The following is a 26109-nucleotide window of genomic DNA, read 5'->3' as shown; positions in this document are numbered from 1 at the left end:
ACGCCGGGGTGCGCGGTAAATCACTGCGCTCGATTCGGGGGAGTCCTCCGAAACATCAGTGGGACTGAGGTTTCGAGCCGCCCCTGATATTTGAGTGAAGCGATTGACTCTCCGGGCCGCGATGAGTCCGGGATCACTCGCCGAGGCGCCAGCCGGATGCGGCGTCCTGGTGATGCCAGAACTCGGCGAAACGCCCACCGGTGGCCAGCAGTTCGTCGACGCCGCCGTCCTCGACGATGCGGCCGTCCTCCAGGAACACGACCCGGTCGGCGGCCCTGATGCTGGCCAGCCGGTGAGCGACGATCACCCGGGTGCGCGGGGTCGGGTCGCCGGTCAGCGCCGCCGTGATCGCCCGCTCGTTCTCGGTGTCGAGCGCGCTGGTGGCCTCGTCGACCAGCAGCAGCGGCGCCGGCTTGATCAGCGCCCGCGCGATCAACACCCGCTGGCGTTCGCCTCCCGACAGCGTCGAGCCGCCCTCGCCGACCCGCGCGTCCCAGCCGTCCGGCAGGCGCCGCACCACGGGGGTGACCTGGGCCAGCTCGCCCGCCGCGGCCAGCGCCTGCGCGGGTGCCTCGGGATGCCCGGCCAGCACGTTTTCACCGATGGTTCCGTCGAACAGGTACGGCTGCTGGAACACCACGCTCACCAGCCGGCGGCGCGCGTCGGCGTCCAGCGTGGCGACATCGCGCCCACCGACCAGGATCAAGCCCTCCGATGGCGCATGCAGTCCGGCCAGCAGCGCGAGGATGGTGCTCTTGCCCGAGCCTGACGGCCCAACGATCGCGGTGGTGGTGCCCGGCTCGAGCCGCAGATCAAGCCCGTCCAGCACGCGCGGGGCGCTGACTGCCCGGGGACGGCCGGTCTCGCCGTTCACCCGGGGTGTGTCGCCGTAGGTGAAGCCGACGCCGCGCAGTTCGACCGCGACGGCACCCTCGGCCGTCCACGATTCCGTGCCCGCGGGAACCCGCGGCGCCTCCAGCACGGCGCGCAGCTTGCGCAGCATCCCGGCCGAGGACTCCACGCCACCGCTCAACTCGGCGAGCACGGTGAACGGTTCCAGGTAGCGCACGATCACCACGATGAGCGCGATCGCCTCGGGCACGCTCACCTGCCCTGACGCCGCGAGCCACACCGTCGTGCCCGCCAGCGCCACCAGCGCGAGTTGGCTGGCCAGGCCGAACAACACCTGACCGGGAATCTGCATCAGCAGCAGCCGCATCGTCGCCCCGTGCTGAGAGGCGAGAGCGGCGCCGACATGGCTCCGCTCGGGGTCGACCCGCCGCGCCGCCCGCAGCGCATGCTGGGTGCGGGCGAACTCGACGATCCGCTCGGTGAACGCACTGTTGGCCTCGGACGCCGCCCGGTCGGCCCCGCGTCCGAGCCGGCCGGCCGCGGCATAGGCGCCCCACAGCACCGGCACGGCGCCCAGCGCCACCAGGCCCAACGGGAGCGAGATCGGCAGCAGCGCCACCCCGATCGCGATGGGCAGCAGCAGCGCCCCCAGCACCGGCGCGAGCAGATAGATGATGACCCCCACCAGCTCCGGCCCGGTCGCGGCGACGCTCTGGCGTGCCGTCGCGGTGTTCTCACCGGTGAACCAGGTCAGGCGGATGCGGGTGAGCCGGTCGGCGATCGCGCGCTGTCCGGTGTCGAGCAGCCCGAACCCGAGGTCGTAGCCGATCTTGGCCGCGAACCAGTCGGCCACCCATCCTGCCGCGGTGACCAGGGCCAGAACCCCGACCCACCCCCAGGCGTCCGCCGGTGTGGGACCGAACAGCGCAGCGATGAGGGGAACCATCAGCACCGCTCCCACCGCGCGGGTGAGGACGCCGAACACGGTGAGGGTGAGATGCGCGACCACCGCGCCGCGGCTGTCGGCGGGCATCAGCGAGATGAGCGTGCGGATCATCGGTTCGCCTCCTTCAGCGGGGACGCGTCGGTGAGAGTGTGTCCTGTGTCGCCGTGGTCAGGTGGTGCTGAACCCTGGCTGCGTTGGTCGTCCGGCGTAGCGGCTGACTCTGGGGCTCGGGTGTGACCCTGGTGGTGGGCTGTTTCCGGGGTTCCTTCGTTGTGTCCCTGGTGGTGGGCTGGCGCTGGGGCTCGGTCGTGATCCTGGTGGGATGGCCCCGCGACTCCGACGTGGGGATTCAAGTGGTCGGCAGGGCTTGGGGGTTCGCCATCCTGTTCTTGGTCGGCTGGCCGGTGGGTGGTCTCGGCGTGCGAGCCGGCGTCCCAGAGGTCGCGGTAGCGGCCGCCTCGGGCGAGGAGTTCGTCGTGGGTGCCGGTCTCGGCGATGCGGCCGTGGTCGAGGACGACGATGCGCGTCACGCCCGTGATGGTGTGCAGGCGGTGCGCGATCACCAGGACGGTCCGGCCGGCGGTGAGCCGGTTCAATGCGCGCTGGACGAGGTATTCCGACTCGGGATCGGCGAACGCGGTCGCCTCGTCGAGGACGAGCACCGGCGTGTCGGCGAGGATCGCCCGGGCGATCGTCAGCCGCTGCCGTTCCCCGCCGGACAGGGCGGCGTCCGGGCCGAGGACGGTGTCGTAGCCGTCCGGCATCCGGGTGATGCGCTCGTGGATCTGGGCGGCGCGGGCGGCGTCCTGCACCTCGTCGAAGGTGGCGTCCGGCCTGGCCAGCGCAATGTTCTCGAACACGGTGCCCTGCACGAGCTGGCTGTTCTGGAAGACGAAACCGACCCGGGTGTACAACTCGTCGGCGCTCAGCGTGCGCACGTCGTCGCCGCCGATCCGGATCGCGCCCGCGCCGGCATCGTGGAAGCGGGCGAGCAGGGCGGCCAGCGTCGACTTGCCCGATCCGGACGGCCCGACCAGCGCGGTGACGGTGCCCGGTTCGAGGGTGAGCGAAATGTCGCTCAGCACCGGGACGCCGGGACGGTACGCGAAACCGACCCGGTCGAACTCGACCTGCCCGAGAGGGGGTGCGGACGCCGGGGGCGTCGCGGTGACGAGGTGGTCGGTGGTGAGGCTCGCGGCTTCTACTGCCGGATACGTCACAGGAATCGGGGCGCAAGTGCCGTCGCTGGATAGATGAGTGTGACGTTTCCGGCATTCAACGTCGTGCGGGCCGGATCCGGTCGCGGGGAGCGTCTCTAGTTCGGGCTCGTCGAGGGTGACTTGAATCCGGCGCGCGGCCGTGAGGCCGGCGCGCAGACCCGAGAGGCCGTAGCCGATGCCGAGCAGGCGGGCACCGAAGGTGGTGCCCAGCATCAGGAACGGCAACAGGGACGCCGGGGCCATCGATCCGCCCGTGATCAGCACGGTGCCCATCACGGTGATCAGCAGCAGGAACGTCGCCGGCCGGGTGGACAGGTCCATCACGGTCTTCTGCTTCACGAACGGACGCTGCCAGTCGTTGAGGAATCCGATGTACTCGCCCAGCCGCGCCCTGAACGTGGACGCCGCCGCGCCGCCGAACACCCGGATCACTGGCTGCCCCTCCAGATAGCCGCCGGCTTCGCTGTTCATCCGCTCGGCCCAGCGCTGCGCCTGGCCGGTCTTCGGCCCGGACGCCACGATCATCGCCCACATCGTCACGATGTAGACCAGCACCGGAATGAACAGGGTCAGCGCGATCCGCCAGTCGACCGCGAACAGGTAGACCAGCACCGCGACGGGCGCGACCACCGCGGCGACGGCGTCCGGCACCGCATGGGTGACCAGATAGTGCAGCGACAGCGTGTCGTCGGAGATGATCTGCTTCACCTGCCCCGACGTGCGCGCGTCGAACCAGCCCAGCGGCAGTCGCGCGAGCTTGGCCAGCAGCCGCTGCCGCACATCGCGCTCGAAGCGGGCGTCCACCGCGTGCAACCACAGCAGCAAGCCGGTCGCGAGCAGCACCCCGGACCCCATCAGCACGACCGCCGCGATGCCGACGGTCCACAGCGCGGACGCCTCGGCGCCGGTGAGCATCAGCCGGGCCAGTTCGGTGAGCAGGACGAACGGCGCCAACTGCAGCAAGGTGATGATCCCTTGCAGGACGCCGGCGAGGATCAGCGTCCTCTTCAGCGGCGCGATCAGCCGTCCGCCCGCCTGCGCACGCCAGGTTCCCCGGCGGGTGGCGCTGCCGGCAGCAGCGAGGTCGTTGCCGGGCGGCGAGGTTTCGATGTCAGTGGTCGAGCCGGCTCGGCCGGCGTGCCGGTGGGGATGTTCCCGCCGATGCGCGCTGCCGGCGCGGACGCCGCGGCGTCCGGCACGTTCTCGTGGCGAATTGTCGCCACGGAGGTGGTGTGGGAGGTGGTGTTCTCTTGCGTCTGGTTGCCGCGGTTCTTGCCCATCGAGCGGCCCTGGATCCAGTAGGCCTGGGCGTAGATCTCCGATTTCGGGAATCCGAACTCGTCGCGCAGCCGGGTGCGCACCGCCTTCAGCGAGGCCGACTCGCAGGCGACCCAGGCCTTCCAGTCCGACCAGTCTCGCGCTTCGAGGGACGCCGCCAGCGACTCGGCGTCGCGGCGCGGCACCCAGTGTGTGCGCAGCCGGGGATGACCCGGCAGGGGAATGAGGTGATCGGAGGGATCGTGCTCTTCGAGGTACAGCTCGATCGGCACCTCGGCGGGGATCGTGGTCAGGATGCCGGTGATCCCGGGAATGGAGGCCGAATCCCCGATCAGCAGATAGCCGGCGGGCAGATCGTCGGGCAGTTCGAACTTCGACGACCCGAGCGTCATCACCGGCACGGTCGCGCCCGGACCGACCGACGTCGCCCAGGCGGACGCCGGCCCGGCCGGGGTGTGCAGCACGAAGTCGCAGGCGAAGGCGCCGGTGTCGGGATCGGCCTCGGACAAGGTGTAGGCGCGCTGGTACTCGATGTCGCCGCCGTCGGGATCGGGGAACCAGAACCGCAGCCACGCCGTCGGCGCGGCGATCGCCTCGTCGAACAGGGTGGGCGAGGTCATCCGCACCCGGATGAAGTTCGGAGCCAGCAACTCGGTGCCCACCACCGTCGCCTGGTGGTCGCGCGCGCCGAAGCTGCGCATCACCGCCCCCTGGAAGCCACGCTTCGCCATCAAGCCCCACCTTTCGACAAACTTAGGTAATCCTAACTCGTGTGGCCCGGACGGCGGGTTCGATGAAAACCGCACGGACGGGCGCGCCGAGGAATACCCTGAAGGGGTGTCCGGTCAGCCCGCTGGCTAGGGCATCCACAACTGAAGAGCGCACCAGATACTGGAAGCCAGGTGTGATTCCTGCACAGTCCCGCTGCCGTGACGGGGGAGCGACCGAGCACGATGCCATTGGTGCGTGAGCACCGAGAAGGCGCTCGGCCGCGACGATCCCGGAGTCGGAATACTTGTCTGGTGCGCGTAGACGGTACTGCTTCTACGGGCGATGGAAGAGACCCTCCGACGTGACGCCTCGTCGCGCCGGCTCCACGTCACCCCAGCGGCGGTCCGTTCACCGATGAACGACAGGACTGGGCCCGTGAAGAAGCCGATCTATTTCGAGGAGATGCGCACCTCCTTGTACCCGACCGGCCTGCTGCACGCCTTCGGGGTGAACGGCAAGATCGCCGGCAGCGTCTTCGCCCTCGGCGAGATGGAGGACGTGATCGGCGTGCTGCACGCCCCGCAGGGCTGCGGCTACCACTACCGGTTCTCGGCCCGCCGCCGGCATTACCCCTACTTCCAGCTGATCTCCTCCGAGATCGGCGAGGACGACATCGTCCACGGTGGCGCCCACCAGCTCTACGACACCGTCGTCGACACCTGGCATCGCTACCGGCCGAAGCTGATCGTGATCATCCCGTCCCCGATCAGCGATGTGGTCGCCGACGACCTGGAGGCGGTCGCCCGGCGCGCCCGCGCCGACGGCATCAACGCGATCGCGATCGAGTCCGAGGCGTTCTCGCACCCCGACCGCGAGGCGGGCAACAAGCGGCTGGCCGAGACGGCCAAGCAGAAGTTCGGCCAGGGCAAGGGCGTGCCGTTCGACACGAAGGGCTGCGGGTTCACCGAGGCGCTCACCACGGTCGTCGACCAGGTGATGGAGCCGGCCGAACCGATCCCCAGGACGGTCAACATCGAGACCATCGCCTGGGGCGACTTCGGGTTCCTGCTCATCCCCGAGGTCGAGGCCACCCTCAACCGGGCGGGCATCACCGTCAACGCGTTCTTCCCCAGCACCGACCACGACGCGATCGTCCGGATGCCGCAGGGCGCGCTCAACATCGTCCGCCGGGTGAAGTGGGCGCGCGCGATGAAGCAGCGCTTCGGCACCCCGTTCCTGCAGATCACCAACAGCGGACGCTACGAGGGCCTGGCCGGGATCAGCACCTTCTACCGCGACATCGGCGAACTGCTGGGCGCCGAGCAGGACATGAACGCGGTGATCGCCACCGAAGAGGCCGCCGCCACGGACGCCACCCGCGACGCCCTCGCCGAGCTCGGCACCTTCCAGGTCGTGATCGCCACCCGCTCGCTGGCGTTGCTGCCCGGACTGGTCCGCCGCTACGCCCAGGACTACGGCCTGTCGATCGCCGCCTGCGTCGTCGACCTGAGCGACACCCGCCGCGCCGACATGGGCATCACCGACGACCTGCTCGCCAGCTTGACCGAGCGGGTGCACGAGATGCTGCGCGAGCATGCCCCGGACGCCCGCCTGCTGCTCAACCCGACCGGCGCCGAGGTCGACGCGCTGCGCCGCGCGACCCACGCGGTGGTCGGCAGCGACGACGCCGCCTGGGAGAAGCTCGGCATCCCGCTCGTCCACCCCCGCCACGAGGACATCTCGCTGACCTACCCGTCCTATGTGCGCAGCGTGATCCGCGTCCGCGACAAACTCCGCGAGGCGAAACCGCGCCCGCATCTGCTGCTCAACAAGCTCAGCTACGACGCCGAGATCCCGTTCCTGCTGGACGACCGCGACATGACGGCGTCCAAACAGATGTGGTCGCGGATGTCGCTGCGACGCAGGGAGGCGGTCCGGTGAAGACGAACCAGGGGTGCCGGCTGTTCGGCGCGTGCGAGGCGCTCGGCGGCATCGAGGGCAATGTGGTGCTGATCCATTCGGTGGTCGGCTGCCACTTCGGCATGCTCGGCTTCCACCTCACCCGCGACATGAGCACCACCAACCAGGCGTGCACGGTGGTCAGCGAGTCCGATGTCGTGTTCGGCGGTGAGGATTCGCTGCGCGCCGCCCTCGACCACGTGATGGAGTTGTACGACCCGGCGATGGTCACCATCGTCACCGGCTGCGTGCCGGCGATCATCGGCGACGACGTGCAGGCGCTGATCGACTCCTACGACGCGCCCGTGCCGATCCTCGCGATCGACGGCGCCGGCTTCAAGGGCCCGTTCGAACAGGGCTATGAGGACGCCCTCGCCGCGCTCGCCGACCTGCTGCCCGACGACGAGCCGGACGCCTGGGGCGAAGATCTGGACGCCTGGGGTGAGCAGGCGGGCGACCGCGTCCCCAGCATCAACCTGCTCGGCTTCAACCAGGACGACTACAAGTTCGACCAGGACCTCGCCGAGTTCCGGCGCATGCTCGGCGGCCAGGTCGCGCTCAACTGCGTGCCCGGCCGGTGCACGGTCGACGAGATTGCGGGTTTGCCGGACGCCGGCCTGACCGTCGTCCTCGGCCGCGGCCACGCGCTGGCCCGCGCGCTCAAGGAACGCTTCGGCGTCGATTGGGTCGAGACCGACTACCCCTACGGTGTCGAGGGCGCCGTGCGCTTCCTCACCCTCCTGGAGGAGCATCTCGGCGTCGACTACACCGACCACAAGCGCGAAATCCAGCAGCAGACGCTGACCAGGATCGCCACCGTCTTCCACTACCTGAAGTCGCTGTACGGACGCCCCTGCGCCGTCTTCGGCCAGGGCGCCCGCGCCCGCGGGCTGACCCGGTTCCTCGAAGAGGAGGTCGGCATGGAGGTCGTCCAGATCGGGCTGTTCGACGGCCCGCACGCCCGCGAGCGGATGATGGAACAGGCCGAGCGCGGCGAGGCGGCGCTGGTCTTCGGCAGCTCCTTCGAGGGCGAGATCGCCGACCGGATCGGCGTCCCGCTGGTGCCCTACCACTACCCGGTCTTCGACCGGCTCGCGCTCGCCGACACCCCCTATGTCGGGGCGTCCGGGGCGCTCGCCCTGATCGAAGACATGCTCAACGCCGTCGGCGCCGCCCGCGACCGGCGCACCCGGCTCTATCAGCGCACCCGGTTGGAGGTCGCCTCATGACGAGGATCCAGGTCAATATCGACGAGCACCCCTGCTTCGGCACCTCGGGTCATCACGAGTGCGGGCGCATCCACCTGCCGGTGGCACCGCGATGCAATATCAGCTGCAACTACTGCGACCGGCGGTTCCACTGCGTGAACCAGAGCCGCCCTGGTGTGACCCGCCGGGTGATGACCCCGGCCGAGGCGATGGACTTCATCACCAAGAACGACACCCCCGAGAACGCACTCACCGTCGCGGGCATCGCCGGCCCCGGCGAGCCGCTGTTCAACCAGCCCACCTTCGAGACGCTGCGCCTGCTGGACGACCATCACCCGCGGCTGACCAAGTGCATCAGCACCAACGGCCTGCTGCTGCTCGACAAGGTGGACGAGCTCGCCGCGCTGAACGTCTCCACGGTGACGGTCACCATGAACGCGCTCAGCGTGGAGACGTCCCGGCGCATCTACCGGCTGCCTCCGCGCCTGATCCGCGGCGCCACCGAGACCGAGATCCACCGCTACTTCCTGCAACGCCAGCAGGACGGCCTCACCGCCGCGGTCGAGGCGGGGATGATCGTCAAGGTGAACACGGTGCTGCTGCCCGGCATCAACCAGGACGAGATCAACGACATCGCCTGCTTCGCCGAAGAACGCGGCGCCTACATCATGAACGTGATGCCGCTGATCCCCCAGGGCAAGCTGAAAGACCTGCCCGCGCCCACCGTCCCGCAGGTCGCCTTCGCGAAGATCATCGCCGGACGGCACATGAATCTGCTGCAGAACTGCGGCCAGTGCCGCGCGGACGCCGTCGGCAAGCTCGCCGACGCCGCGGGGATGTGCGGCGCGGCGTGAAGAAGATCGCGATCTACGGCAAGGGCGGCATCGGCAAGTCGACGACGGTCTCGAACGTCGCGGCCGCGCTGGCCAGCCAGGGCAAGTCGGTGATGCAGATCGGCTGCGACCCGAAGGCCGACTCGACGCTCGGCCTGACCGGCGGGCAGCGGATTCGCTCGGTGCTCAGCGTGCTGCGCGAGCAGCGCGAGGGGGTGACCCTGGACGACATCACCGTCCGCGGCAGCCTCGGCGTGATCTGCGTCGAGTCCGGCGGCCCCAAGCCGGGCACGGGCTGTGCCGGACGCGGCATCGTCAGCGCGTTCGAGAAGCTCGAGGAATTGCACGCCCACCAGGTGTTCAAGCCCGACATGATCATGTACGACGTGCTCGGCGACGTGGTGTGCGGCGGGTTCTCGATGCCGCTGCGCCGCGGCTTCGCCGATCAGGTCTACATCGTCACCTCCGGCGAGATGATGTCGCTGTACGCGATGGGCAACATCGTCGAGGCCGTCCGCTCCTACAGCGGGCGCGGCTACGCCGAACTGGGCGGGGTGATCCTGAACAAGAAGGGCATCGCCGATGAGGAGGAGATCGCCCGCAAGGCGACCGCCGAGGTCGGCGTCCCGATCGTGTTCACCCTGGAGCGCGACCCGGTCGTGCAGCAGGCCGAGGCGCTGGCCACGACGGTGATCGAGGCGTTCGGCGACAGCGCCCAGGCGGACGCCTACCGCGCGCTGGCCGACCTGCTGCTCACCTCGCCGGTCTCCCAGCCCGATCCGGGCGAGGAGGAGCCCGGCTGGACCAGCGCGACCGGGCGCCGGGCGTCCGTCGGTGTGCGCGAGGTGCGCAAGCTCGCGCGGCGCAGTTCTCGTTGACAGCCGAACCCGCGTTCACTACGGTCTGTAGTAGATGTCGGTTGTCACCGGCGCACAACTGAAAAGGCGCACAGGTGGCACGCGAGTGCCTCCAAGGGAACGCAGTGCGATTCTGCGACAGTCCCCGCTGCTGTGAGAAGAACGAACGCTTCGGCTGCCCGTCACCGGGCAGAGCCATTGGGAAACCGAGAAGGCGAAGCAAGTAGGCCGCTTCGAGTCAGAAGACCTGCCTGAGCGCCGGAGCAAGGCCCCCCGGTGTGAGGCGGGACTGCGCGACAGCGCCAACAGGGCGCTGCCACGGTTTCTCGGAAGCCGGCGACTACTCGCGATCGCCGCCGGTTCACCGACGGGGACTTTCTCCACCCGAAACGGAGGATTTCCCATGAGACAACGAATGTCGAGAGTGTTCGGCGCGATCGTCGCACTCGTCGCGCTGGTCAGCTTCGCGGCCTGTAGTGCCGCCCCCAGTGCCACCGCACCCGGCCAGGTCGTCGGCCAGAAGGTCGAGAACCTGATGGTCGGCACCTTCTCCCAGCCGAGCACCAACAGCATCGTCAGCCAGGACGGCGCCCTCGGAAAATTCAACTACAACTCGATCACGTACGCGAACCTCTTCTACCCCGACCAGAATTTCCAGATCAAGCCGTACTTCCTGAAGAGCTTCACCGTCTCCCCGGACGCCCGCCAGCTCGACATGACGTTCCCCACCACCGCGGTGTGGCACGACGGAAAGCCGGTCACCGCTGAGGATCTGGTCTTCACCTTCGAATACCGCCGCGACGTGATGAAGTCGAAGGCGCTGGCGCACCTGACCGAGATCAAGGTCAACGGCCCGGATTCGATTTCGCTGATCTTCAGCGAACCGGACGCCTACTATTTCGTCCGCGTCTCCACCCTGACCGTGTTCGTGATGCCCAAGCACATCTGGCAGAACGTCACCGACTACTCCGGCTACACCGGTGAGGACCGCGTCATCGGCTGCGGCCCCTACAAGCTGGTCGGTGAAGACAAGGACGCCGGCGTGCTCAAGTTCGAGGCCGTGCCGCAGAACAACTACCTCGGCGACCTGACCGTCGACGCCATCACGATGAAGTCGTACTCGACCCAGGACGCCGTCTTGATGGCGCTGGCCAACGGCGAGATCGACGTCATGTACGACTACGCCACCCCGGTGCCGAACACGATGCTCGAGATCGTCAAGGGCAACGACAAGGTCGACCTGGGCCAAAGCGACTACATCGGCATGAACCAGGTCACCTTCGGCATGGCGCGCGGCGCCAACCAGGTCAAGGAGTTCCGCGAGGCCACCGTCCGCGCCCTCAACTGGAGCCTGCTCGCCCAGGTGATCAACGGTGAGTACGGCCAGATCCCCAGCCGCGGCGTCATCGCGCCGCCCGCCATCGGCTTCGACGACTCGATCCCGAAGATGACCCAGGATGTCGACGAGGCCAAGAAGATGCTGGACGCCGCCGGGTTCGCCGACGTCGACGGCGACGGCCTGCGCGAGATGCCCGACGGCAGCAAGCTGCGCTACAAGGTCACCTCGCAGTACGCGCAGAAGAAGCAGATGGTGCTCAACCGCATCGGCGACGTGATCGCCTCCAGCTTGCGCGACGTGGGTGTGGACGCCTACCTCGACCAGGAGTCGCTGGCCAGCGACGAGGCCAATATGGCGATGATCAAGGCCAACGACTACGACATGTTCATCGGCTACACCACCACCGGCGTCGCCACCTACCAGACCCCGATCTGGTACTTCCTGAACCGCTCCCTGGTCGGCAGCGGCGCCCGCGCCTGGGGCGATTCGTACCAGAACGATGATCTGGACGCCGCCTACCTGAAGCTGATGAAGGCCGTGAACGACGACCAGTACGCCGCCGCCGTCCGCGAACTCCAACAGCAGATGGACAAGCAGATGATCGGGTTCGCGGCCGGGTGGGAGCAGTCCTTCTTCCCGTACCGCACCGACCGCCTGCAGGGGTTCAAGAACTACCCCTCGATCGGCGCGATCCACGCCGAGACCTTCTACCAGATCACCAAGAAGTAGATCTGGTGGGGCCGCGTTCCCCGCTCGCGTGGGGCGGGGAGCGCGCGTGACGCCCCTGGACGGCCGGTCCCCTTTCCGCGCGGGAACGGGAAGGGGACCGCAGTCAGGCCGTCCGTGTGGGGCGCGGTGCTGCCTCGCTCTCGCGCGGGAGCGAGGCAGCACCGGTGCACCCGGGTGAGGGGGCCGCTGTGGTGCGGCGGTGTCCGGTCTCGCCGGGCCGATGAGTGGGACGTGCGGGCCGCGCCCGCGGCGTCCGGATATGAGGAGCATGACGAGAAAGATCCTGACCAGCGTGGCGGTCGCGATCGCCACCGTCTGGGTGATCGTCACCATCAGCTTCCTGATGGTGCGGTTCATGCCCGGCGACCCGTTGATGCACCTGGTCGGCATGGACCGCTATTACCAAATGCTGGAGGATTCGCCCGCCGAATTGGAGATGATCGCCGCGCGGTACGGGCTGAACGACTCCTTGGGGCAGCAGTACCTCAGCTACCTGCACAGCATCGCGACCCTCGATTTCGGCCTGGCGTACTCCAACAACCAGCCCGTCCTCGACAATGTGATGAACCGCATCGGCTGGACGCTGGTGCTCAGCATTCCCACCTTCATTCTCGGCACGCTGCTCGGCGGCTGGCTCGGCGTCCTGGTCGGCTGGAAACCGGGCGGACGCCTGGACCGGATCGTCACGCCGTTCATGCTCTTCCTCAACACGATCCCGTCCAACGGTCTCGGCATTCTGGTGCTGGTCGTGTTCGCGTTCCGGCTGCGCTGGTTCCCGGTGAACGGGATGACCTCCGGTGGTCTGGAAGGCGTCGCGCGGATCGTCGACATCGCCTGGCACGCCACCCTGCCGTTGACGCTGATGGTGCTGTTCCGGACGGCCGGAAACTGCCTGCTGATGAAGAGCGCCGTCTCGCAGGTGCGCAACGAGGAATACGTCGTCACCGCCTATTCGAAAGGGCTGTCCGGACGCCGGGTGCTGGCCCGGCACGTGGTGAAGAACGCGATGCTGCCGTTCATCACGAGCCTGAGCATGCAGTTCGGTCACCTGGTGATGGGGTCGCTGATCCTGGAGGTGATCTTCGGTTGGAAAGGCATGGGCAATCTGTTCTTCACCGCGGTCAACAACCGTGACTTCCCGACCGCCCAGTTGTGCTTCCTGGTCACCGCGGTGTGCATCGTGGTCGGCAACCTGATCGGTGACATCGCGATCGCGCTGATCGATCCCCGGATCAAGGAGGATGTGGGTGAGTATCGCCGTGACGATGCGACCGCGGTCGGTGTTTAGGCCCAACCGTGCGATGCGGTGGGGCCTCGGCGTGGTCGGGTTCTTCCTGCTGGTGGCCGCGTTCGCGCCGCTGCTGGCCCCGCACGACCCGACGGTGATGGGCCTGCCGATGCAGAAGCCGTCGCGCGAGCATCTGCTGGGCACCAACGACGTCGGCCAGGACATCTTCAGCGAACTCATCTTCGGCACCCGGGTGTCGCTGCTGATCGGGGTGTTCGCGGCGGTCACCGTAACCGTGGTGGCGTCCTCGCTGGCCCTGCTCGCCGGCTACTACCGGGGCGTGGTCGACACGCTGGTCACCGCGTTGACCAACGTGACCATGGCGCTGCCCAGCCTCGCGCTGACCGTGCTGCTGGTCGCCTACCTCAACCCCGGCAAGTGGAGCATCATCATCGCGATCAGCGTCACCGGCTGGCCGGCCACGCTGCGCATCCTGCGCTCCCGCGTCCTGCAACTGTGCGAGCTGCCGTTCGTGAAGGTAGAGAAGTCGATGGGCGTCGCGTCGCCGGTGATCATGGCCAAGCACCTGCTGCCCAACATCAGCGACATCGTGCTCACCCGGGCCGCGCTCGCCGTGTCGTCCGCGATGGTCACCGAGGCCGGGCTGAGCTTCCTCGGCCTGGGCGACGGCGGCGAGAAGAGCTGGGGAACCATGCTGCACTACGCCTTCTTCCAGAACGGCGTCGTGCGCGGCTACTACTGGTGGTACCTGCCGCCGATCGTGTGCATCTCGGTGGCGGTGCTCGGATTCATGCTGGTGGGCTACTACGGCACGCAGCGGACCGATGCGGGGATCCATGCTTGACCTGATCTCAGTGTCCGTCGAGTTCAGCTCCGGAGGCGGCGTGCTGGCCGTCGACGACGTCACGTTGACCATCCCGGACGGCGACAAGCTGGCCATCCTGGGCGAGACCGGCAGCGGCAAGAGCGTGCTGCTGCTGGCCATCCTGCGGCTGCTGCCGCCCAGCGCCCGCGCCAGCGGGCAGGTCCTGCTCGACGGCGAGGACCTGTTGTGCGCCGATCCGCGGCGGATGCGCCAGGTGCGCGGCGGCCTGATCTCCTACGTGCCCCAAGGCGGTGGCGGCAGCCTGAACCCCCTGCTCACCGTCGGATTCCAGGTGGGGGAGCCGCTGATCGAACACCGCGGCGCCAGCAAGGCGGCGGCGATCGCGGCCAGCATCGGGCTGCTGCGCCGGTTCCACCTGGTGCCCGCCGGCGAACTCGCGCATGCCTACCCGCACACCTTCAGCGGCGGCATGCGCCAGCGCGCCATGGTCGCGATGGGCATCGCGGCCGGCGCCCGGATCGTGCTGGCCGACGAACCCACCAAGGGCCTCGACCCGCGGCGGGTCGCCCTGGTCGAGGACGCCTTCGGCCAGTTGGCGGACGAAACCGTCGTGTGCGTCACCCACGACCTCACCTTCGCCGAACGGGTCAGCCGGCACATCTGCGTGATGTACGCCGGACGCCAGATCGAATACGGCCCCACCGCCGAGGTCTGCGCGCGTCCGCTGCACCCCTACACCGCCGACCTGGTTCGTGCATTGCCCGAGAACGGCATGGTCTACGCAGGGCCCGATCCGGAGCCCACGGCATCTGCTGGATGCCCCTATCGGACGATGTGCCGCGACCGGTTCGCGGCGTGCGCGGAGTCGCCGCCGACGTTCGACGTCGAGGGCCGGAAGGTGAGGTGCTGGAAATATGCTCCTGGCCACTGAACGACTCACCAAGGCGTATCCCGGTTCGCGCGGCCGGCTCGCGGTGAGCGAGGCCGATGTCACGCTGAACCGCGGCGAGACCGTCGGGCTCTACGGGGATTCGGGCAGCGGCAAGTCCACGCTGGGGCTGATGATCGCCGGGCTGCTCAAGCCGAGCGCGGGACGCATTCTTTATGACGGGCGCGAGGTGTCGATGCCGTTCCGCGGCGAGGTGCGCCGCAACATCCAGATCCTGTTCCAGCATGCCGAGACCGCCTTCAACCCGGCGCTGATCCTGCTGCGGAGCATGGTCGAGCCGTACAAGCTGCACGCCCCGCCCTACTCCTACGAGCGGCTGGTCGCCGACCTGGAACCGTACGGGCTCCGCGAGGAACACCTCTACCGCCATCCCGACCAGCTCAGCGGCGGCGAACTGCAGCGGGCCGCCCTGGCCCGCATCCTGACCATCCGGCCGGACGTGGTGGTGCTCGACGAGCCGACCAGCATGCTCGACCTGATCACCCAGGCGCAGATCATGGACATGCTGCGCGGCTACCAGGAACGCCACGGCACCTCGTACGTGCTGATCTCGCACAGCCGCGCGCTGTGCGAGCTGATGTGCGACCGCATCTACCGCGTCGACGACGGCGTGTTCACCGAGGAGGCCCGATGACCGGGGACGACTGGCCGGCCTGGGAGGTCCTGCTGCTACCGCTACCTCACGCCCGAGGTGCGCACGTGCGCCCCGTGCCCGCTGAATTCGTTCGAGGAGACGACCGAGCTGTACCGGGCCAGCGCCGAGAAGTACCTCGCGCGTACCGCTGCCGAGCAGGCTTAGCCGCACGGCGGCAGTAAATCACTGCGCTCGATCTGAGACCGAAGCTCCCAAGATCAGTCCCACTGATGTTTTTTGAGGCCCGTCGATTTCGAGTGCAGTGATTTGTCGCCTCCATCTGGTCGCGCGCGTTAGCGCCGAGTCTCCGACCTATTTGTCCGGTCAAGATCAGTCCGTGCAGCGGATGGGGCGGTCGCCGAACCTCCTCGCCGTCCCGGAGGGTGGTTCGAGCGCGCCCGTCATGCGGGGTGAGATGCGGAACGGGCCGATGGTTTCGGTGGTCCGCAGGGCGCTCCTCGTGCGGGGAGGAGATGGCTAGACTCCCTCCGTGGGCGCACCCTGCTGGGCCCTCATTTCCTCGGTGTCAGGGAGGAGCCGCCGTGGTCCGTCGTCCCACCCAATCCGATGTCGCCCGGGTCGCGGGCGTGTCGCGCGGCGCGGTTTCTCTCGCTTTGTCCTCTTCCCCCGGTGTCGGGTCCGCGACCCGTGAGCGCATCCTGCGGGTCGCCGACGAACTCGGGTATGTGCGCAATCTCAGTGCGGCGTCCCTGGCCGGACGGTTCGACGCCACGCTGGGGGTGGTCTTGCCGAACCTGCGCAATCCGTTCTTCGAGGCACTGGTCGCGCAGGTGCAGCGATGGGGTGTCGAGGCCGACCTGCTGCCGTTGTTCGTCACCTCGCTCGACGAACCCGCGCGCGAAGTCACGGTGATGCGCAAGCTGCACGAGCTCCGGGTGGCCGGCGTCGTGGTGGCCTCGCCGGTTTCGCCCGCGGCGGATCTGGTCGCGATGTCCGCCCGGCTCCCGCTCGCGGTGATCGGCATCGCTAGTCCGGGCGGGAATGTGGACGCGGTGTTCATGGACGAGAATCATGCCGCGCGCCTGGTCTCCCACCATCTTCGCGCGCGCCGGTGGCGTCGCGTCCTGCACCTGTCCTCCCCGCATGCGCCCGACGACATCTGGATCGCCCGCCGTCGCCAGGCGCTGGAATCGGCCTGGGCCGGCCTGCCCTTCGCGCACGAGGCCATCCCGCCCGGCGGCCTGATCCAGCCCGTCATCGACGCCCATGACCCCCGCAACCGGGACGAACCGCTGGCGATCATCGCCCACAACGACCTCTTGGCCACCGATGTGACGACCGCCGTCCAGGGCTTGGGTCTCGTGCCGGGGCGTGATGTCGCCATCGTCAGCTTCGATGACACGCACATGGCCGCGCGTCCCGAATACAACCTGACCTCGGTCCGCCAGGACGCCGATGCGCTCGCCTCGGCGGCGCTCGGCATGCTGCGCGAGCGCGGCGAGGGACTGGAGGCTCCCGGCCGCGAGGTCGTCGTGACACCCACGCTCACCGTGCGTAGCTCGTCCTGATCCGCACCAAGCTCCCCTAATGTTCTGACAAATCGTTGACAGCCTCACGGAGGGCTGCCAGGCTTGAACCACGGCGCAACGAACGCGCGTTAGTAGTCGGGCGCCGCGTTCCGTCGTCAACGAACGAAACCGGAAAGGCTTCTTGTTATGTCCATGAATCTGGGTGCGTACACCGCGTGCCTGCACAACTACCAGCTCGATGAGGCGCTGGACATCCTCAAGGGTGCGGGTCTCACCGGTGCCGAGGTCAACGTGGGTGGTTTCATCCCGTCGCCGCACGCCCCGGTCGACCTGCTGATCAGTTCCCAGTCGGCTCGCGAGGACTACCTGGGTGTCTTCGCGAGCAAGGGGATGCGCCTGGCTGGGCTCAACACGTCCGGCAACCCGCTGAGCCCGCTGCCCGATGTCGGCCCGCGGCACGCCTACGACCTGCGCCGCGCGATCGAGTTGGCCGGCAAGTTGGGTGTGGGGGAGATCGTCTGCATGTCCGGCACCCCCGGCTCTGATCCCGACGCCAAGTACCCGTCCTGGGTGGTCAACCCGTGGAACGGCGTCGATCTGGAGATCCTCGCCTACCAGCACAGCGTGCTCGACCCGTTCTGGCGCGAGATGGACCTGCGCGCCCAGGACGCCGGCGTCAAGCTCGCCCTCGAACTGCACCCGCACAACGTGGTGTTCACCCCGCAGAACTTCCTGGAGTTCGCCGACCGGATCGACGCCAAGAATGTCGGCGTCAACATGGACCCCTCCCACCTGATGTGGCAGGGCATGGACATCGTCGCCTCGATCAAGGCCCTCGGCCGCCACATCGTGCACGTGCACGCCAAGGACGCCAAGATCTTCCCCGGTGTCGCGACCCGCGGCGTCCTCGATTCGAGCTTCGGCCCGGTTCCGGACGATCCGGCGAAGCGGACGCCCACCGGCATGGAGCACTACTGCTCCTCGTGGCCCGAGGATGCCGCCTGGCGCTTCGTCGCGATCGGCAACGGCCACGACGTGCCGTGGTGGACCGAGTTCCTGCGCGCCATCGCCGAGATCGATCCCGAGATGAACATCAACGTCGAACACGAGGACGCCTCGTTCGGCCAACTCGAGGGCATCTCGTTCGCCGCCGCCAACCTGCTGGACGCCGAAAAGGCCCTCTGACCAGGGCGATCATCTGAGAAGACGTGCCGAGGTCGGCAATGAGCCTGCCGTCCTCGGCTCAGCGAGCGGCCGGTTCGCGGATCCTCCGCGGGCCGGCCGCATTCATGCGGGCTCCAGTGTGGGCAAAATGTGCTGCTCATTCCGCGCGGCCCGCCCAAATACGCAGTCCCACTGTGTTTTTCGGCGAGGTGGCGCCGTTGAGCAGCACGATTTTTCACTTCGGCGGGGTGCATAGCGTCGGCGTCGGCGTCGGCGCTGGTGTAGGCGTGGCGCGGTCGAGCAGCGCGATGCCACCCTCGGCGGAGCCGCGAGGTCAGCGTCCGCCGCGGGTGTAGATGCGGCGCACCAGATCCTCAATGGCGGGTTCGGCGAGGGAGAGCTCGATCACCTCAGCTTGGCCCTGCACCGCGGCCAGCACATGCGCGGCCGACAGGTAGCGCGGCGCGAACGCGATCGACAATTGGGTGCCGTCTCCCTCAACTGCGCCGACCCGAGCATGGTCGGGCAGCCGGAGCGACGCGACGTCGACCGGGGTGGCGAGGTCGACGATGAGGATGCGTTCGGCGTCCGTGGCGGCGGCCAACTCGGATTCGGTGCCGTCGAAGGCGACGCGTCCGGAATCGATGACGACCATGCGGTCGCACAGGCGCTGCACATCGCCCATGTCGTGGGTGGTGAGCAGCAGCGTGGTGCCGCGCTCGGCGCGTTCGCGGATCAGGAAGCGGCGCAGGTTCTCTTTGCTGATCATGTCGAGCCCGATGGTCGGCTCATCGAGCACCGCCAGCGCCGGCGAATGCAGCAGCGCAGCGGCCACCTCGCCGCGCATCCGCTGGCCCAACGACAGGTTGCGGACGGGCCGCTGCAGGAAGGCTGCCAACTCCAGTTCGTCGACGAGCAGGTCGAACCGCCGCCGCCATTCGGCACCGGGAATCCGGTGCATGGCCGCCAGGATCGGGAACGATTCGGCCAACGGCAAGTCCCACCACAAGGCGGAACGCTGCCCGAACACGACGCCGATCTTCCGGGCCAGCGCCCGCCGGTCGGGCACCGGACGTAGTCCGCACGTCCGCACCCGGCCTGAGGTGGGGGTCAGGATTCCGGCGATCATCTTGATCGTCGTCGACTTCCCCGACCCGTTGGCACCGATGTAGCCGACCGCCTCGCCCCGCTCGACGCGCAGGGTGAGCCCGTCGACGGCGCGCACGATCCGCCGCGTCCGGCGTAGCCCACTGCCGTCGTAGGCGACATACTCCCGCACCAACTGGTCGGCCTCGATGATCATGCTCACCCTCCTGCTCCCGTGTAGCGGCGGACGCCGGCGCGCCAGATCAACAGCACCACGGCCCACAGCACGATCCCGACCGGAATGCCGAGCCAGGCCATCACCGGCGACATGAACGCGGGTAGCGGCGTGCCGAGCAGCACCGCTGCCGGCGCGTAGGCGACCAGGGTCGCCGGTACCACGAAGGTGAACAGCACCCGTAGTGGTGTCATCAACGCGCCCGCCGGAACCGAGCTGACGTAGCGTCCGCCGTAGACGAACGCGTTGCCGGCCTGCTGGCCGTCCAGCACCCAGAAATGCAGGCATCCCGAGGCCAGGAACAATGCCCCGAAGATCAGGACGCCGCCCACCGGCGCCAGCACGGCGAGCGCGACCAGCGCGGGCGTCCACTCGACCCCGCAGATCCCCAAAGCGAACAGATAGGCGGCCAAGCCGAACCCGGCGCGTCCGAGACGGCGCAACTGCACGTCGGCGGTGACAAGCTGCAACAGCAGCGGGGTGGGCCGGACGAGCAGCGTCTCCAGGCGTCCCTCACGGATGAAGGAGTGCATATTGTCGAGCTGTCCGAACAGCATGTCGGCCACCCCGAATGCCGCGCAGGACAAGCCGTAGACGACGGTCGCCTGCGCGAGGTTCATGCCGCCGAACACGGGCGCGTTGTGCAGCAGCACGTAGATCTCGACGAACTCGGTGGCGGCCAGGATGAGTTGGCTGACCAGGTCGGCGGCGAAGCTCGACCGGTAGCTCGCCTGGGCGCGCAGGCGGGCGCCGACCATCGTCCGCACCATGAACCACCAGCTCACCGGGCGCATCTCGGCGTCCGTCGTACGCGACTCAGCCACCCTGGATCACCAGCTTCCGGGTGCCGCGGTGCAGCATCAGCTGGGCTGCCGCGATGAGCACGATCAGCCAGGCCGCCTGAATGCCGACCTCGCGGACGCCGGCCACGCCCATCAGCACGTCGATCGGCGTCTGGAACATCGACGGGAACGGGCTGGCGTCCGCGATCGCCCGTAGCCAATCGGGAAACCACGACACCGGCACGAGCAGCCCGGTGAGCAGGTTCATCACGATCATGAACAGGTTCGTGTAGCCGCGGATCTCCACCACCCACAGCGCGAGCAGGTTCACCAGCGTCCAGGCCAGGAACCCCAGGCTGACCCCCAACACGAGCGCGACCGGGAACAGCAGGTAGGGCAGCGGGTGGTTCGGCAGCGCGAGGCCGGTGGTCAGGGCGCCGACGGCCAGCATCGGCACCAGCCGGGGCAGCAATTGGGACGCCGCACGGCCCAGGTCGGCCGCCCACCACTGGCCGAGTGCGCTGACCGGACGCAGGAAGTCCATGGCGATGTCGCCGGACTTCACCCGCGCGGCGATGTCGGTCATGCCCCACAGCGGGATTGCGCCGAGCAGTCCCTGGCCTAGCCACACGTAGGTGGACGCCTGCTGCAGGTCGTAGCCGCCGACCGCGGTTCCGGCGGTGGTGATCGTGGTCATCAGCAGCGAGGCGCGGATGAACCCGAACGCCCCGTTGGCGACCAGCGCCGCGGCGATGGCGGTGCGGTAGCGGGCGTAGCGGCGGTAGCCGCCCTTGGCCAGCTCCCAGTACGCGCGCACCGGCGACAGCTTATCCGGGCAGGAGTTTCGTGTGGATGCCTGGTGAGCCCCGATCGGGAATGAGGCGGGGGAACCGTGGCGGCGAGGCCGGCGACGCCCGGCTTGACGAGCTAAATACCCCCAGGGGTATAGTCCCTCCAGCACGAGATACATCGAGGGGTACGACCGCGACGAAGGGACGACCATGTGTCGAGCAGTGAAGTGCCGAACCTGCGGCAAGACCACCTGGGCCGGCTGCGGCCAGCACGTCGACATGGTCAAGGTTGGCGTGCCGGCCGCTAACTGGTGCGGTGGCAAGCACACTCAGGCGCAGTTGGACGCCGCACAGGCCGATCAGGGCGGGTTCCTCGCCCGGCTGCTGGGCCGCTGACCTCAGCTTGTTCGCGGTCAGGGTGACGCTGGCGTACTCCCCTGATCGGCGAACGTCTCAGCGGCAAGGATGCGCCCGGCGATGTCGGGGGGCTTCGTCCGGTGCGCATCCTTGCCGAAGGCTCTGCGTGAGTCGCCGCGGCCGGCATGGCCGGCGCTCTGCCGAACCCTGCGTGCGCCTCGCCCTCGCCCGTGAAAGGAACCATCCATGCGTCTGCTGCACCGGCTGTCGATTCCCGCCGTGGTCATGTTGTTCGGGTTGACCGCGTGCGCGCCGCCCGGAGGCGAGGGGCGTGTCGAGGTTGGTGAGCACACGGTCATCCTCGACGTGCGGACGCCGCAGGAATGGGACGCCGGCCACCTCGACGGTGCCCGCCTGCTCGACTTCAACGCCGGCGACGTCGCCGCGGCCGTCCCTGATCTCGATCCGGACGCCAAGTATCTGGTCTACTGCCGCTCCGGCAACCGCGCGGGCCAGGCGAAAGCGCTGATGGAGCGCGCGGGCTTCGCCGATGTCACCAACGTGGGCTCACTGGAGTCCGCCGCCTCTGCGACGGGCTTACCCATCGTCCGCCAGGCGCCCGCGACCTGCGGCGTGATCTCGACGGCGATCTCAAAGCTGTCAGCGGAGACGCCCAACTGGGAGGGGATTGGTACCCGCACCTCTCGCCGCCCGGTTTCCGTGCTGTCGCCCTGTTTCCTACCCGGGCGAACGTGACGACACCGGGCGACGTGGCGGGTGAGTGTGCGTAACCCGGGCGAAGGTGACCACACCGGGCGCGCGAGTTCAGGTCTACCCGGACGCCCGGTGCACCTAGGGCACCAGGGTCCAACCGGACGCCTGGGCGCGGCTGTTCCAGAAGTCGCGGTAGCGGCCGTCGGTGGCGATCAACTCGTCGTGGGTGCCGGACTGGACAACGGTGCCGTCGTCGCCGAGCACCACGATCGAGTCGGCCGAGCGGATCGTGTCGAGTTTGTGCGCGATCACCAGCACGGTCGAGCGTTGGCGTAGCTCGTCGACGGCGCGGATGATATTGGCCTCGTTCTCGGGGTCGAGGGCCGAGGTGGCTTCGTCCAGCAGCACGATCGGGGAGCCCTTCAGCAGCGCCCGCGCCACCGAGACCCGCTGGCGCTCGCCGCCTGAGAGGGCGCGTCCGCCTTCGCCGACCAGAGAGTTCCAGCCGTCGGGCAGCCGCTCGACGATCTCGCTGACGCCGGCCAGGTGTGCGGCGCGGGCGATGTCGGCGTCCGTCGCCGACGGGTTGCCGACCAGCACGTTGGCGCGCAGGGTGTCGTCGAACAGGTAGACGTCCTGGAACACCATCGACAGCTGGCCCATCAACTGGTCGATGGGCTGGTCGCGGACGTCCACGCCACCCACCCGGACGGTGCCGGCCTCGACGTCGTAGAACCGCGACACCAGCCGCGCGATCGTTGTCTTGCCCGACCCGGACGGCCCCACCAACGCGGTCATGGTGCGCGCCGGCACCGTGAACGACACCGAGTCGAGCACCGGGACACCCGGCGTGTAGCTGAAGCTCACCCGGTCGAGTTCGATCTGCCCCGGTGCGGTCAGTGACACCGGCGACGCGGAACCGCCGAGCACCGGCGCGGTCAGCAGTTCGTCGACGGTGGCGACGTTCTGGCGCTGGGATTCCAGCCCGAGGCGGTGCTCGCTGATCTCGGCGAGCACCTGGTTGAAGCGCAGCGCGATGCCGATGAACGCGAACGCCTCCAGCGGCCCGAGTTGCCCACCGAGGGCGAGTCCGGCGGCCGTCATTACCAGCACGACCACGACACCCTGCGTGCCGACGCCGCCGAGCAGGTTGCCGCCGACGGAGTACCACAGGTCGCGGCGCGAGGCGGCGCGCTCGTCGTCGAGGGCGTCGAACAGCGGCGGGAAGTCGCCCGCGCGCCCGGATGAACGCAACGCGGCCTGGTTGGCGGAGAACTCGACGATCCGCGCCGACAGTTCCTTGCGCGGCGGCTCGACCAGGGTCATACCGACCCGGGCCAGCCGGGTCGCCGCCCACGACAGCCCGGCGAACACGGGAATCGCGAGGGTCAACGACAAGCCGAGCCACGGCTCCCAGAACCAGGCGCCGATCAGCAGCACGATCGCCGAGGTGGCGCCCACGTAGACGGGGTAGACCATGTGCGCGACCGCGCCGGCCAGGCCGAGGACGCCGTCGCTGGCCAGCCGGGACGCCGTCGCCGCGAACCCCGACCGGAACCAGCCGAGCGGCAGCTGCGCGATCCGGTCGCCGACGGCGCGGTGGATGGTGCAGATCATGTCCATGGCGGCACCGAAGTTCTCGACGACCTGCACGTAGCCCAGCGCCAGGTTGACCACGGCGAGGAGGCCCAGCACGATCAGCCAGCCGCCGATGCCGAGGCCCCACACCGCGGTCCCGGACGCCAATGCCGTCACGGCCGGCAGCAGCGCCAACAATGCGACGCCCTGGATGACGCCGAGGACGACCGCCAACACCAGGCTCACCGTGAAGCGCGCCCGGCCGCGCTCGGTCATCAGCCGCCGGAAGTTGGTGATCATGCCGCTGGACGCCCGGCGTCCGGTGGTGGTGCCGGTCATGCCTGCTCCTCCTCGTCGTGAGTACGGATGCCGTGCCACAACGCTCGATAGTGCGGTTCGTCCGCGAGCTCGTCGTGGGTGCCCTGGGCGACGACGCGGCCGCGGTCGAGTACGACGATCCGGTCGGCGCCGACGATGGATGCCGGGCGGTGCGCGATCACCAGGACCGTCCGCCCACGGGCGAGCCGGGTCAGGGCCGCCTGGATCTCGGCTTCGGATTCCGGGTCGGTGAACGCGGTCGCCTCGTCGAGGATCAGCACCGGGGCGTCTGCGAGCAGCGCCCGCGCGATGGCGATGCGCTGCTTCTGCCCGCCGGACAGTTCGGTGTCCTGGCCGACGATGCTGTCGTAGCCGTGCTCCAAGGCGTCGATCTCGTCGGCGATCCGGGCGGACGCGGCGGCCTCCCGGATCTGCGCGTCGGTGGCGTCCGGCCTGGCCAGCGCGATGTTGTCGCAGATCGACATCCGCATCAGCTGCGGATCCTGCAGCACGAACGCGACCGTCCGGTACAGCACCGCAGACGGGATCGACCGCAGGTCGACGCCGCCGAGGGTGACGCGCCCGGCGTCCGGATCCTGGAAACGCGCGACCATGGTGGCCAGCGTCGACTTGCCCGACCCGGACGGCCCGATCAGCGCGGTCACCGAACCGGCCGGCAGGGTGAGCGTGACGTGGTCGGCGGCCAGCGTGTCGCCGTAGGAGTAGCTGACGTCCTCGAAGCGCACCTCGTCGGAGGCCGGCTTCTCGGGATGTGCGGGTTCGGGCAGCGTCGGGGTGTCGATGAGCTGCAGAATGCGGGTGGCGGACGCCCCGGCGCGCTGGTAGGCCCACGCGCCGTTGCCGATGGTTTGCGCGGCGGCCGGCACGACGAGGGCGATCAGCGTGGTGGCCAGGATGTCGGGGGCGCTCACCCAGCCGGCCTGCACCATCCACGCGCCGCCGGTCAGGTTGACCGCGAGCAGGATCGGCACCGACACGAAGCCCATGCCGACGGCGTTCGCCTTCACCAGCGGACCGTTCCACGCCTGCCAGAAGCGCCCGAACTCGCCGGCGGCTTCGGTGTAGCGCCCGTGCGCACGGCCGACCGTGCCGAACGCCTTGACCACGGTGATGCCGGCGACGAACTCGATCATCCGCGACGACACCTTCGCCAGCCGGGCCTCCATCTCGGCGGTCTTGACCGGCATATCGCGCATCGCCCACCCGTAGATGCCCGCGTAGACCGGCAGCGTCGCCAGCGCCAGCAGGCCGAGCCGCCAGTCGATGAAGAAGGCGTAGCCGAGCAGTCCGAGCGGCATGAACACCGCGGACGCCCGCTCGACCGGCGCGTGCGCGATCAGCATGTGCAGCGCGTGCAGGTCGTCCTGAATGGCCTTGCGGACGCGGCCCGAGGTCGTCGCGGTGAACCACGACAGCGGCGCACGGGACAGGCTGTCGACCATCCGGCCGCGGATATTCCGGACCAGGCTGATGTCGGCGAAGTGCGTCAGCGACAGCGCGACGAAGTACAGCACCAGCCGCAGCGTGAACGCCCCGACCAGCCAGCCGACGACAGCCCAAACCGCGCCGGCGTCCGGTGTCACCCCCGCCGCGTACGCCGAGACCAGCAACTCACCGAGCCGCACCAGGGCCACATAGGGTGCGACCGCCACCAGGCCGGACAGCGCCGCGAGCACCTGCCCGACCCGCAGCCGGTTCTGCACCGGCGCCAGCAACTGCTGCAGTGACTGCTTGTCGACCGCCTGTTTCTCGGACGCCGCCGCGGTGAGTTCGTCCAGCACGGAGGCGGTGATCGCCGTGTCGGCCTGGGGGATCTCTTCTGCGCTGGTATTCACGAGGACTCGTTCCATCAAGTAAGGCTTGCCTAACAGTCCACGACTATTGAGAACCGCAGTCAAGTTCGGCGGTCCCGGCGCGGACGCTTGCTCGTGAGTCCTCTGGTGAGCCGCTGCTGTTCACAGGCGACGACTTCGTGACACGGAC

At 68.7% G+C, this 26109-nt stretch carries 21 protein-coding genes and 2 riboswitches; of the genes, 13 read left to right on the top strand and 8 right to left on the bottom strand.

Annotated features, from left to right (window positions below):
* Positions 1-133: 133 nt before the first annotated feature.
* The 3 genes from QM708_RS06940 to QM708_RS06930 are packed head-to-tail and all read right to left on the bottom strand — an operon-like array spanning position 134 to position 5027.
* A complete protein-coding gene (locus QM708_RS06940) occupies positions 134-1909 on the bottom strand; it encodes an ABC transporter ATP-binding protein (RefSeq protein WP_415105885.1) in 1776 nt (591 codons plus the stop codon).
* The gene (locus QM708_RS06935; RefSeq protein ID WP_415111336.1) at positions 1906-4014 is read right to left on the bottom strand and encodes an ABC transporter ATP-binding protein; all 2109 of its coding nucleotides are present in this window, start codon (positions 4012-4014) and stop codon (positions 1906-1908) included. The genes QM708_RS06940 and QM708_RS06935 overlap by 4 nt, the downstream gene beginning before the upstream one ends.
* A gap of 23 nt (positions 4015-4037) precedes the next feature.
* Complete coding sequence (locus QM708_RS06930) at positions 4038-5027, bottom strand: siderophore-interacting protein (RefSeq protein WP_415105883.1); 990 nt, start codon at positions 5025-5027, stop codon at positions 4038-4040.
* Between the two features lie 138 nt (positions 5028-5165).
* Positions 5166-5334, top strand: a riboswitch (cobalamin riboswitch).
* A 108-nt stretch (positions 5335-5442) separates the two neighbouring features.
* On the opposite strand from QM708_RS06930, the gene QM708_RS06925 reads away from it, so the two are divergent.
* From QM708_RS06925 to QM708_RS06875, 11 genes are all read left to right on the top strand, one after another.
* The gene (locus tag QM708_RS06925; RefSeq protein ID WP_415105881.1) at positions 5443-6948 is read left to right on the top strand and encodes a nitrogenase component 1; all 1506 of its coding nucleotides are present in this window, start codon (positions 5443-5445) and stop codon (positions 6946-6948) included.
* Positions 6945-8195, top strand: a complete 1251-nt coding sequence (locus tag QM708_RS06920; RefSeq protein ID WP_415105879.1) for a nitrogenase component 1 — start codon at positions 6945-6947, stop codon at positions 8193-8195. The genes QM708_RS06925 and QM708_RS06920 overlap by 4 nt, the downstream gene beginning before the upstream one ends.
* On the top strand, positions 8192-9028 hold the full coding sequence (locus QM708_RS06915) for a radical SAM protein (protein WP_415105877.1): 837 nt from the start codon (positions 8192-8194) through the stop codon (positions 9026-9028). The genes QM708_RS06920 and QM708_RS06915 overlap by 4 nt, the downstream gene beginning before the upstream one ends.
* The gene (locus QM708_RS06910) at positions 9025-9885 is read left to right on the top strand and encodes an AAA family ATPase (RefSeq protein ID WP_415105875.1); all 861 of its coding nucleotides are present in this window, start codon (positions 9025-9027) and stop codon (positions 9883-9885) included. Before QM708_RS06915 ends, QM708_RS06910 begins: the two co-directional genes overlap by 4 nt.
* Positions 9886-9940: 55 nt before the next feature.
* Positions 9941-10134: riboswitch (cobalamin riboswitch) on the top strand.
* A gap of 133 nt (positions 10135-10267) precedes the next feature.
* Positions 10268-11932 (top strand): ABC transporter substrate-binding protein, encoded by a 1665-nt coding sequence (locus QM708_RS06905; RefSeq protein ID WP_415105873.1) that lies wholly within the window; start codon positions 10268-10270, stop codon positions 11930-11932.
* Between the two features lie 268 nt (positions 11933-12200).
* Positions 12201-13220, top strand: coding sequence for an ABC transporter permease (locus QM708_RS06900; protein ID WP_415105871.1), 1020 nt, complete (start codon positions 12201-12203; stop codon positions 13218-13220).
* A complete protein-coding gene (locus tag QM708_RS06895) occupies positions 13180-14025 on the top strand; it encodes an ABC transporter permease (RefSeq protein WP_415105869.1) in 846 nt (281 codons plus the stop codon). Before QM708_RS06900 ends, QM708_RS06895 begins: the two co-directional genes overlap by 41 nt.
* Positions 14018-14938 (top strand): oligopeptide/dipeptide ABC transporter ATP-binding protein, encoded by a 921-nt coding sequence (locus QM708_RS06890; protein ID WP_415105867.1) that lies wholly within the window; start codon positions 14018-14020, stop codon positions 14936-14938. The genes QM708_RS06895 and QM708_RS06890 overlap by 8 nt, the downstream gene beginning before the upstream one ends.
* Positions 14922-15590, top strand: a complete 669-nt coding sequence (locus QM708_RS06885) for an ABC transporter ATP-binding protein (protein ID WP_415105865.1) — start codon at positions 14922-14924, stop codon at positions 15588-15590. The genes QM708_RS06890 and QM708_RS06885 overlap by 17 nt, the downstream gene beginning before the upstream one ends.
* Positions 15591-16132: 542 nt before the next feature.
* On the top strand, positions 16133-17119 hold the full coding sequence (locus QM708_RS06880) for a LacI family DNA-binding transcriptional regulator (RefSeq protein ID WP_415105863.1): 987 nt from the start codon (positions 16133-16135) through the stop codon (positions 17117-17119).
* Between the two features lie 147 nt (positions 17120-17266).
* Positions 17267-18265, top strand: coding sequence for a sugar phosphate isomerase/epimerase family protein (locus QM708_RS06875; RefSeq protein ID WP_415105860.1), 999 nt, complete (start codon positions 17267-17269; stop codon positions 18263-18265).
* Between the two features lie 313 nt (positions 18266-18578).
* On the opposite strand, the gene QM708_RS06870 is transcribed toward QM708_RS06875, so the two are convergent.
* The 3 genes from QM708_RS06870 to QM708_RS06860 are packed head-to-tail and all read right to left on the bottom strand — an operon-like array spanning position 18579 to position 21164.
* On the bottom strand, positions 18579-19547 hold the full coding sequence (locus QM708_RS06870; RefSeq protein ID WP_415105857.1) for an ABC transporter ATP-binding protein: 969 nt from the start codon (positions 19545-19547) through the stop codon (positions 18579-18581).
* A 2-nt stretch (positions 19548-19549) separates the two neighbouring features.
* Positions 19550-20389 (bottom strand): ABC transporter permease, encoded by an 840-nt coding sequence (locus QM708_RS06865; RefSeq protein ID WP_415105854.1) that lies wholly within the window; start codon positions 20387-20389, stop codon positions 19550-19552.
* Positions 20382-21164, bottom strand: coding sequence for an ABC transporter permease (locus QM708_RS06860; protein ID WP_415105851.1), 783 nt, complete (start codon positions 21162-21164; stop codon positions 20382-20384). The genes QM708_RS06865 and QM708_RS06860 overlap by 8 nt, the downstream gene beginning before the upstream one ends.
* 184 nt (positions 21165-21348) lie before the next feature.
* Here QM708_RS06860 and QM708_RS06855 point away from each other — a divergent pair, with 184 nt between their 5' ends.
* Positions 21349-21534 carry a hypothetical protein gene (locus tag QM708_RS06855; protein ID WP_415105848.1) on the top strand — a complete coding sequence of 62 codons (186 nt, stop codon included), beginning with the start codon at positions 21349-21351 and terminating at the stop codon, positions 21532-21534.
* Between the two features lie 207 nt (positions 21535-21741).
* Positions 21742-22251 (top strand): rhodanese-like domain-containing protein, encoded by a 510-nt coding sequence (locus QM708_RS06850; protein WP_415105845.1) that lies wholly within the window; start codon positions 21742-21744, stop codon positions 22249-22251.
* Positions 22252-22347: 96 nt separating this feature from the next.
* Here QM708_RS06850 and QM708_RS06845 read toward each other — a convergent pair whose 3' ends face one another.
* On the bottom strand, positions 22348-24126 hold the full coding sequence (locus tag QM708_RS06845) for an ABC transporter ATP-binding protein (protein WP_415105843.1): 1779 nt from the start codon (positions 24124-24126) through the stop codon (positions 22348-22350).
* Positions 24123-25961 (bottom strand): ABC transporter ATP-binding protein, encoded by a 1839-nt coding sequence (locus QM708_RS06840; protein WP_415105840.1) that lies wholly within the window; start codon positions 25959-25961, stop codon positions 24123-24125. The genes QM708_RS06845 and QM708_RS06840 overlap by 4 nt, the downstream gene beginning before the upstream one ends.
* Positions 25962-26109: the final 148 nt, after the last annotated feature.

It is taken from the genome of Propioniciclava sp. (assembly GCF_047602245.1).
GTDB lineage: Bacteria > Actinomycetota > Actinomycetes > Propionibacteriales > Propionibacteriaceae > Propioniciclava.
This window is presented reverse-complemented; position numbering and strand designations above follow the sequence as displayed.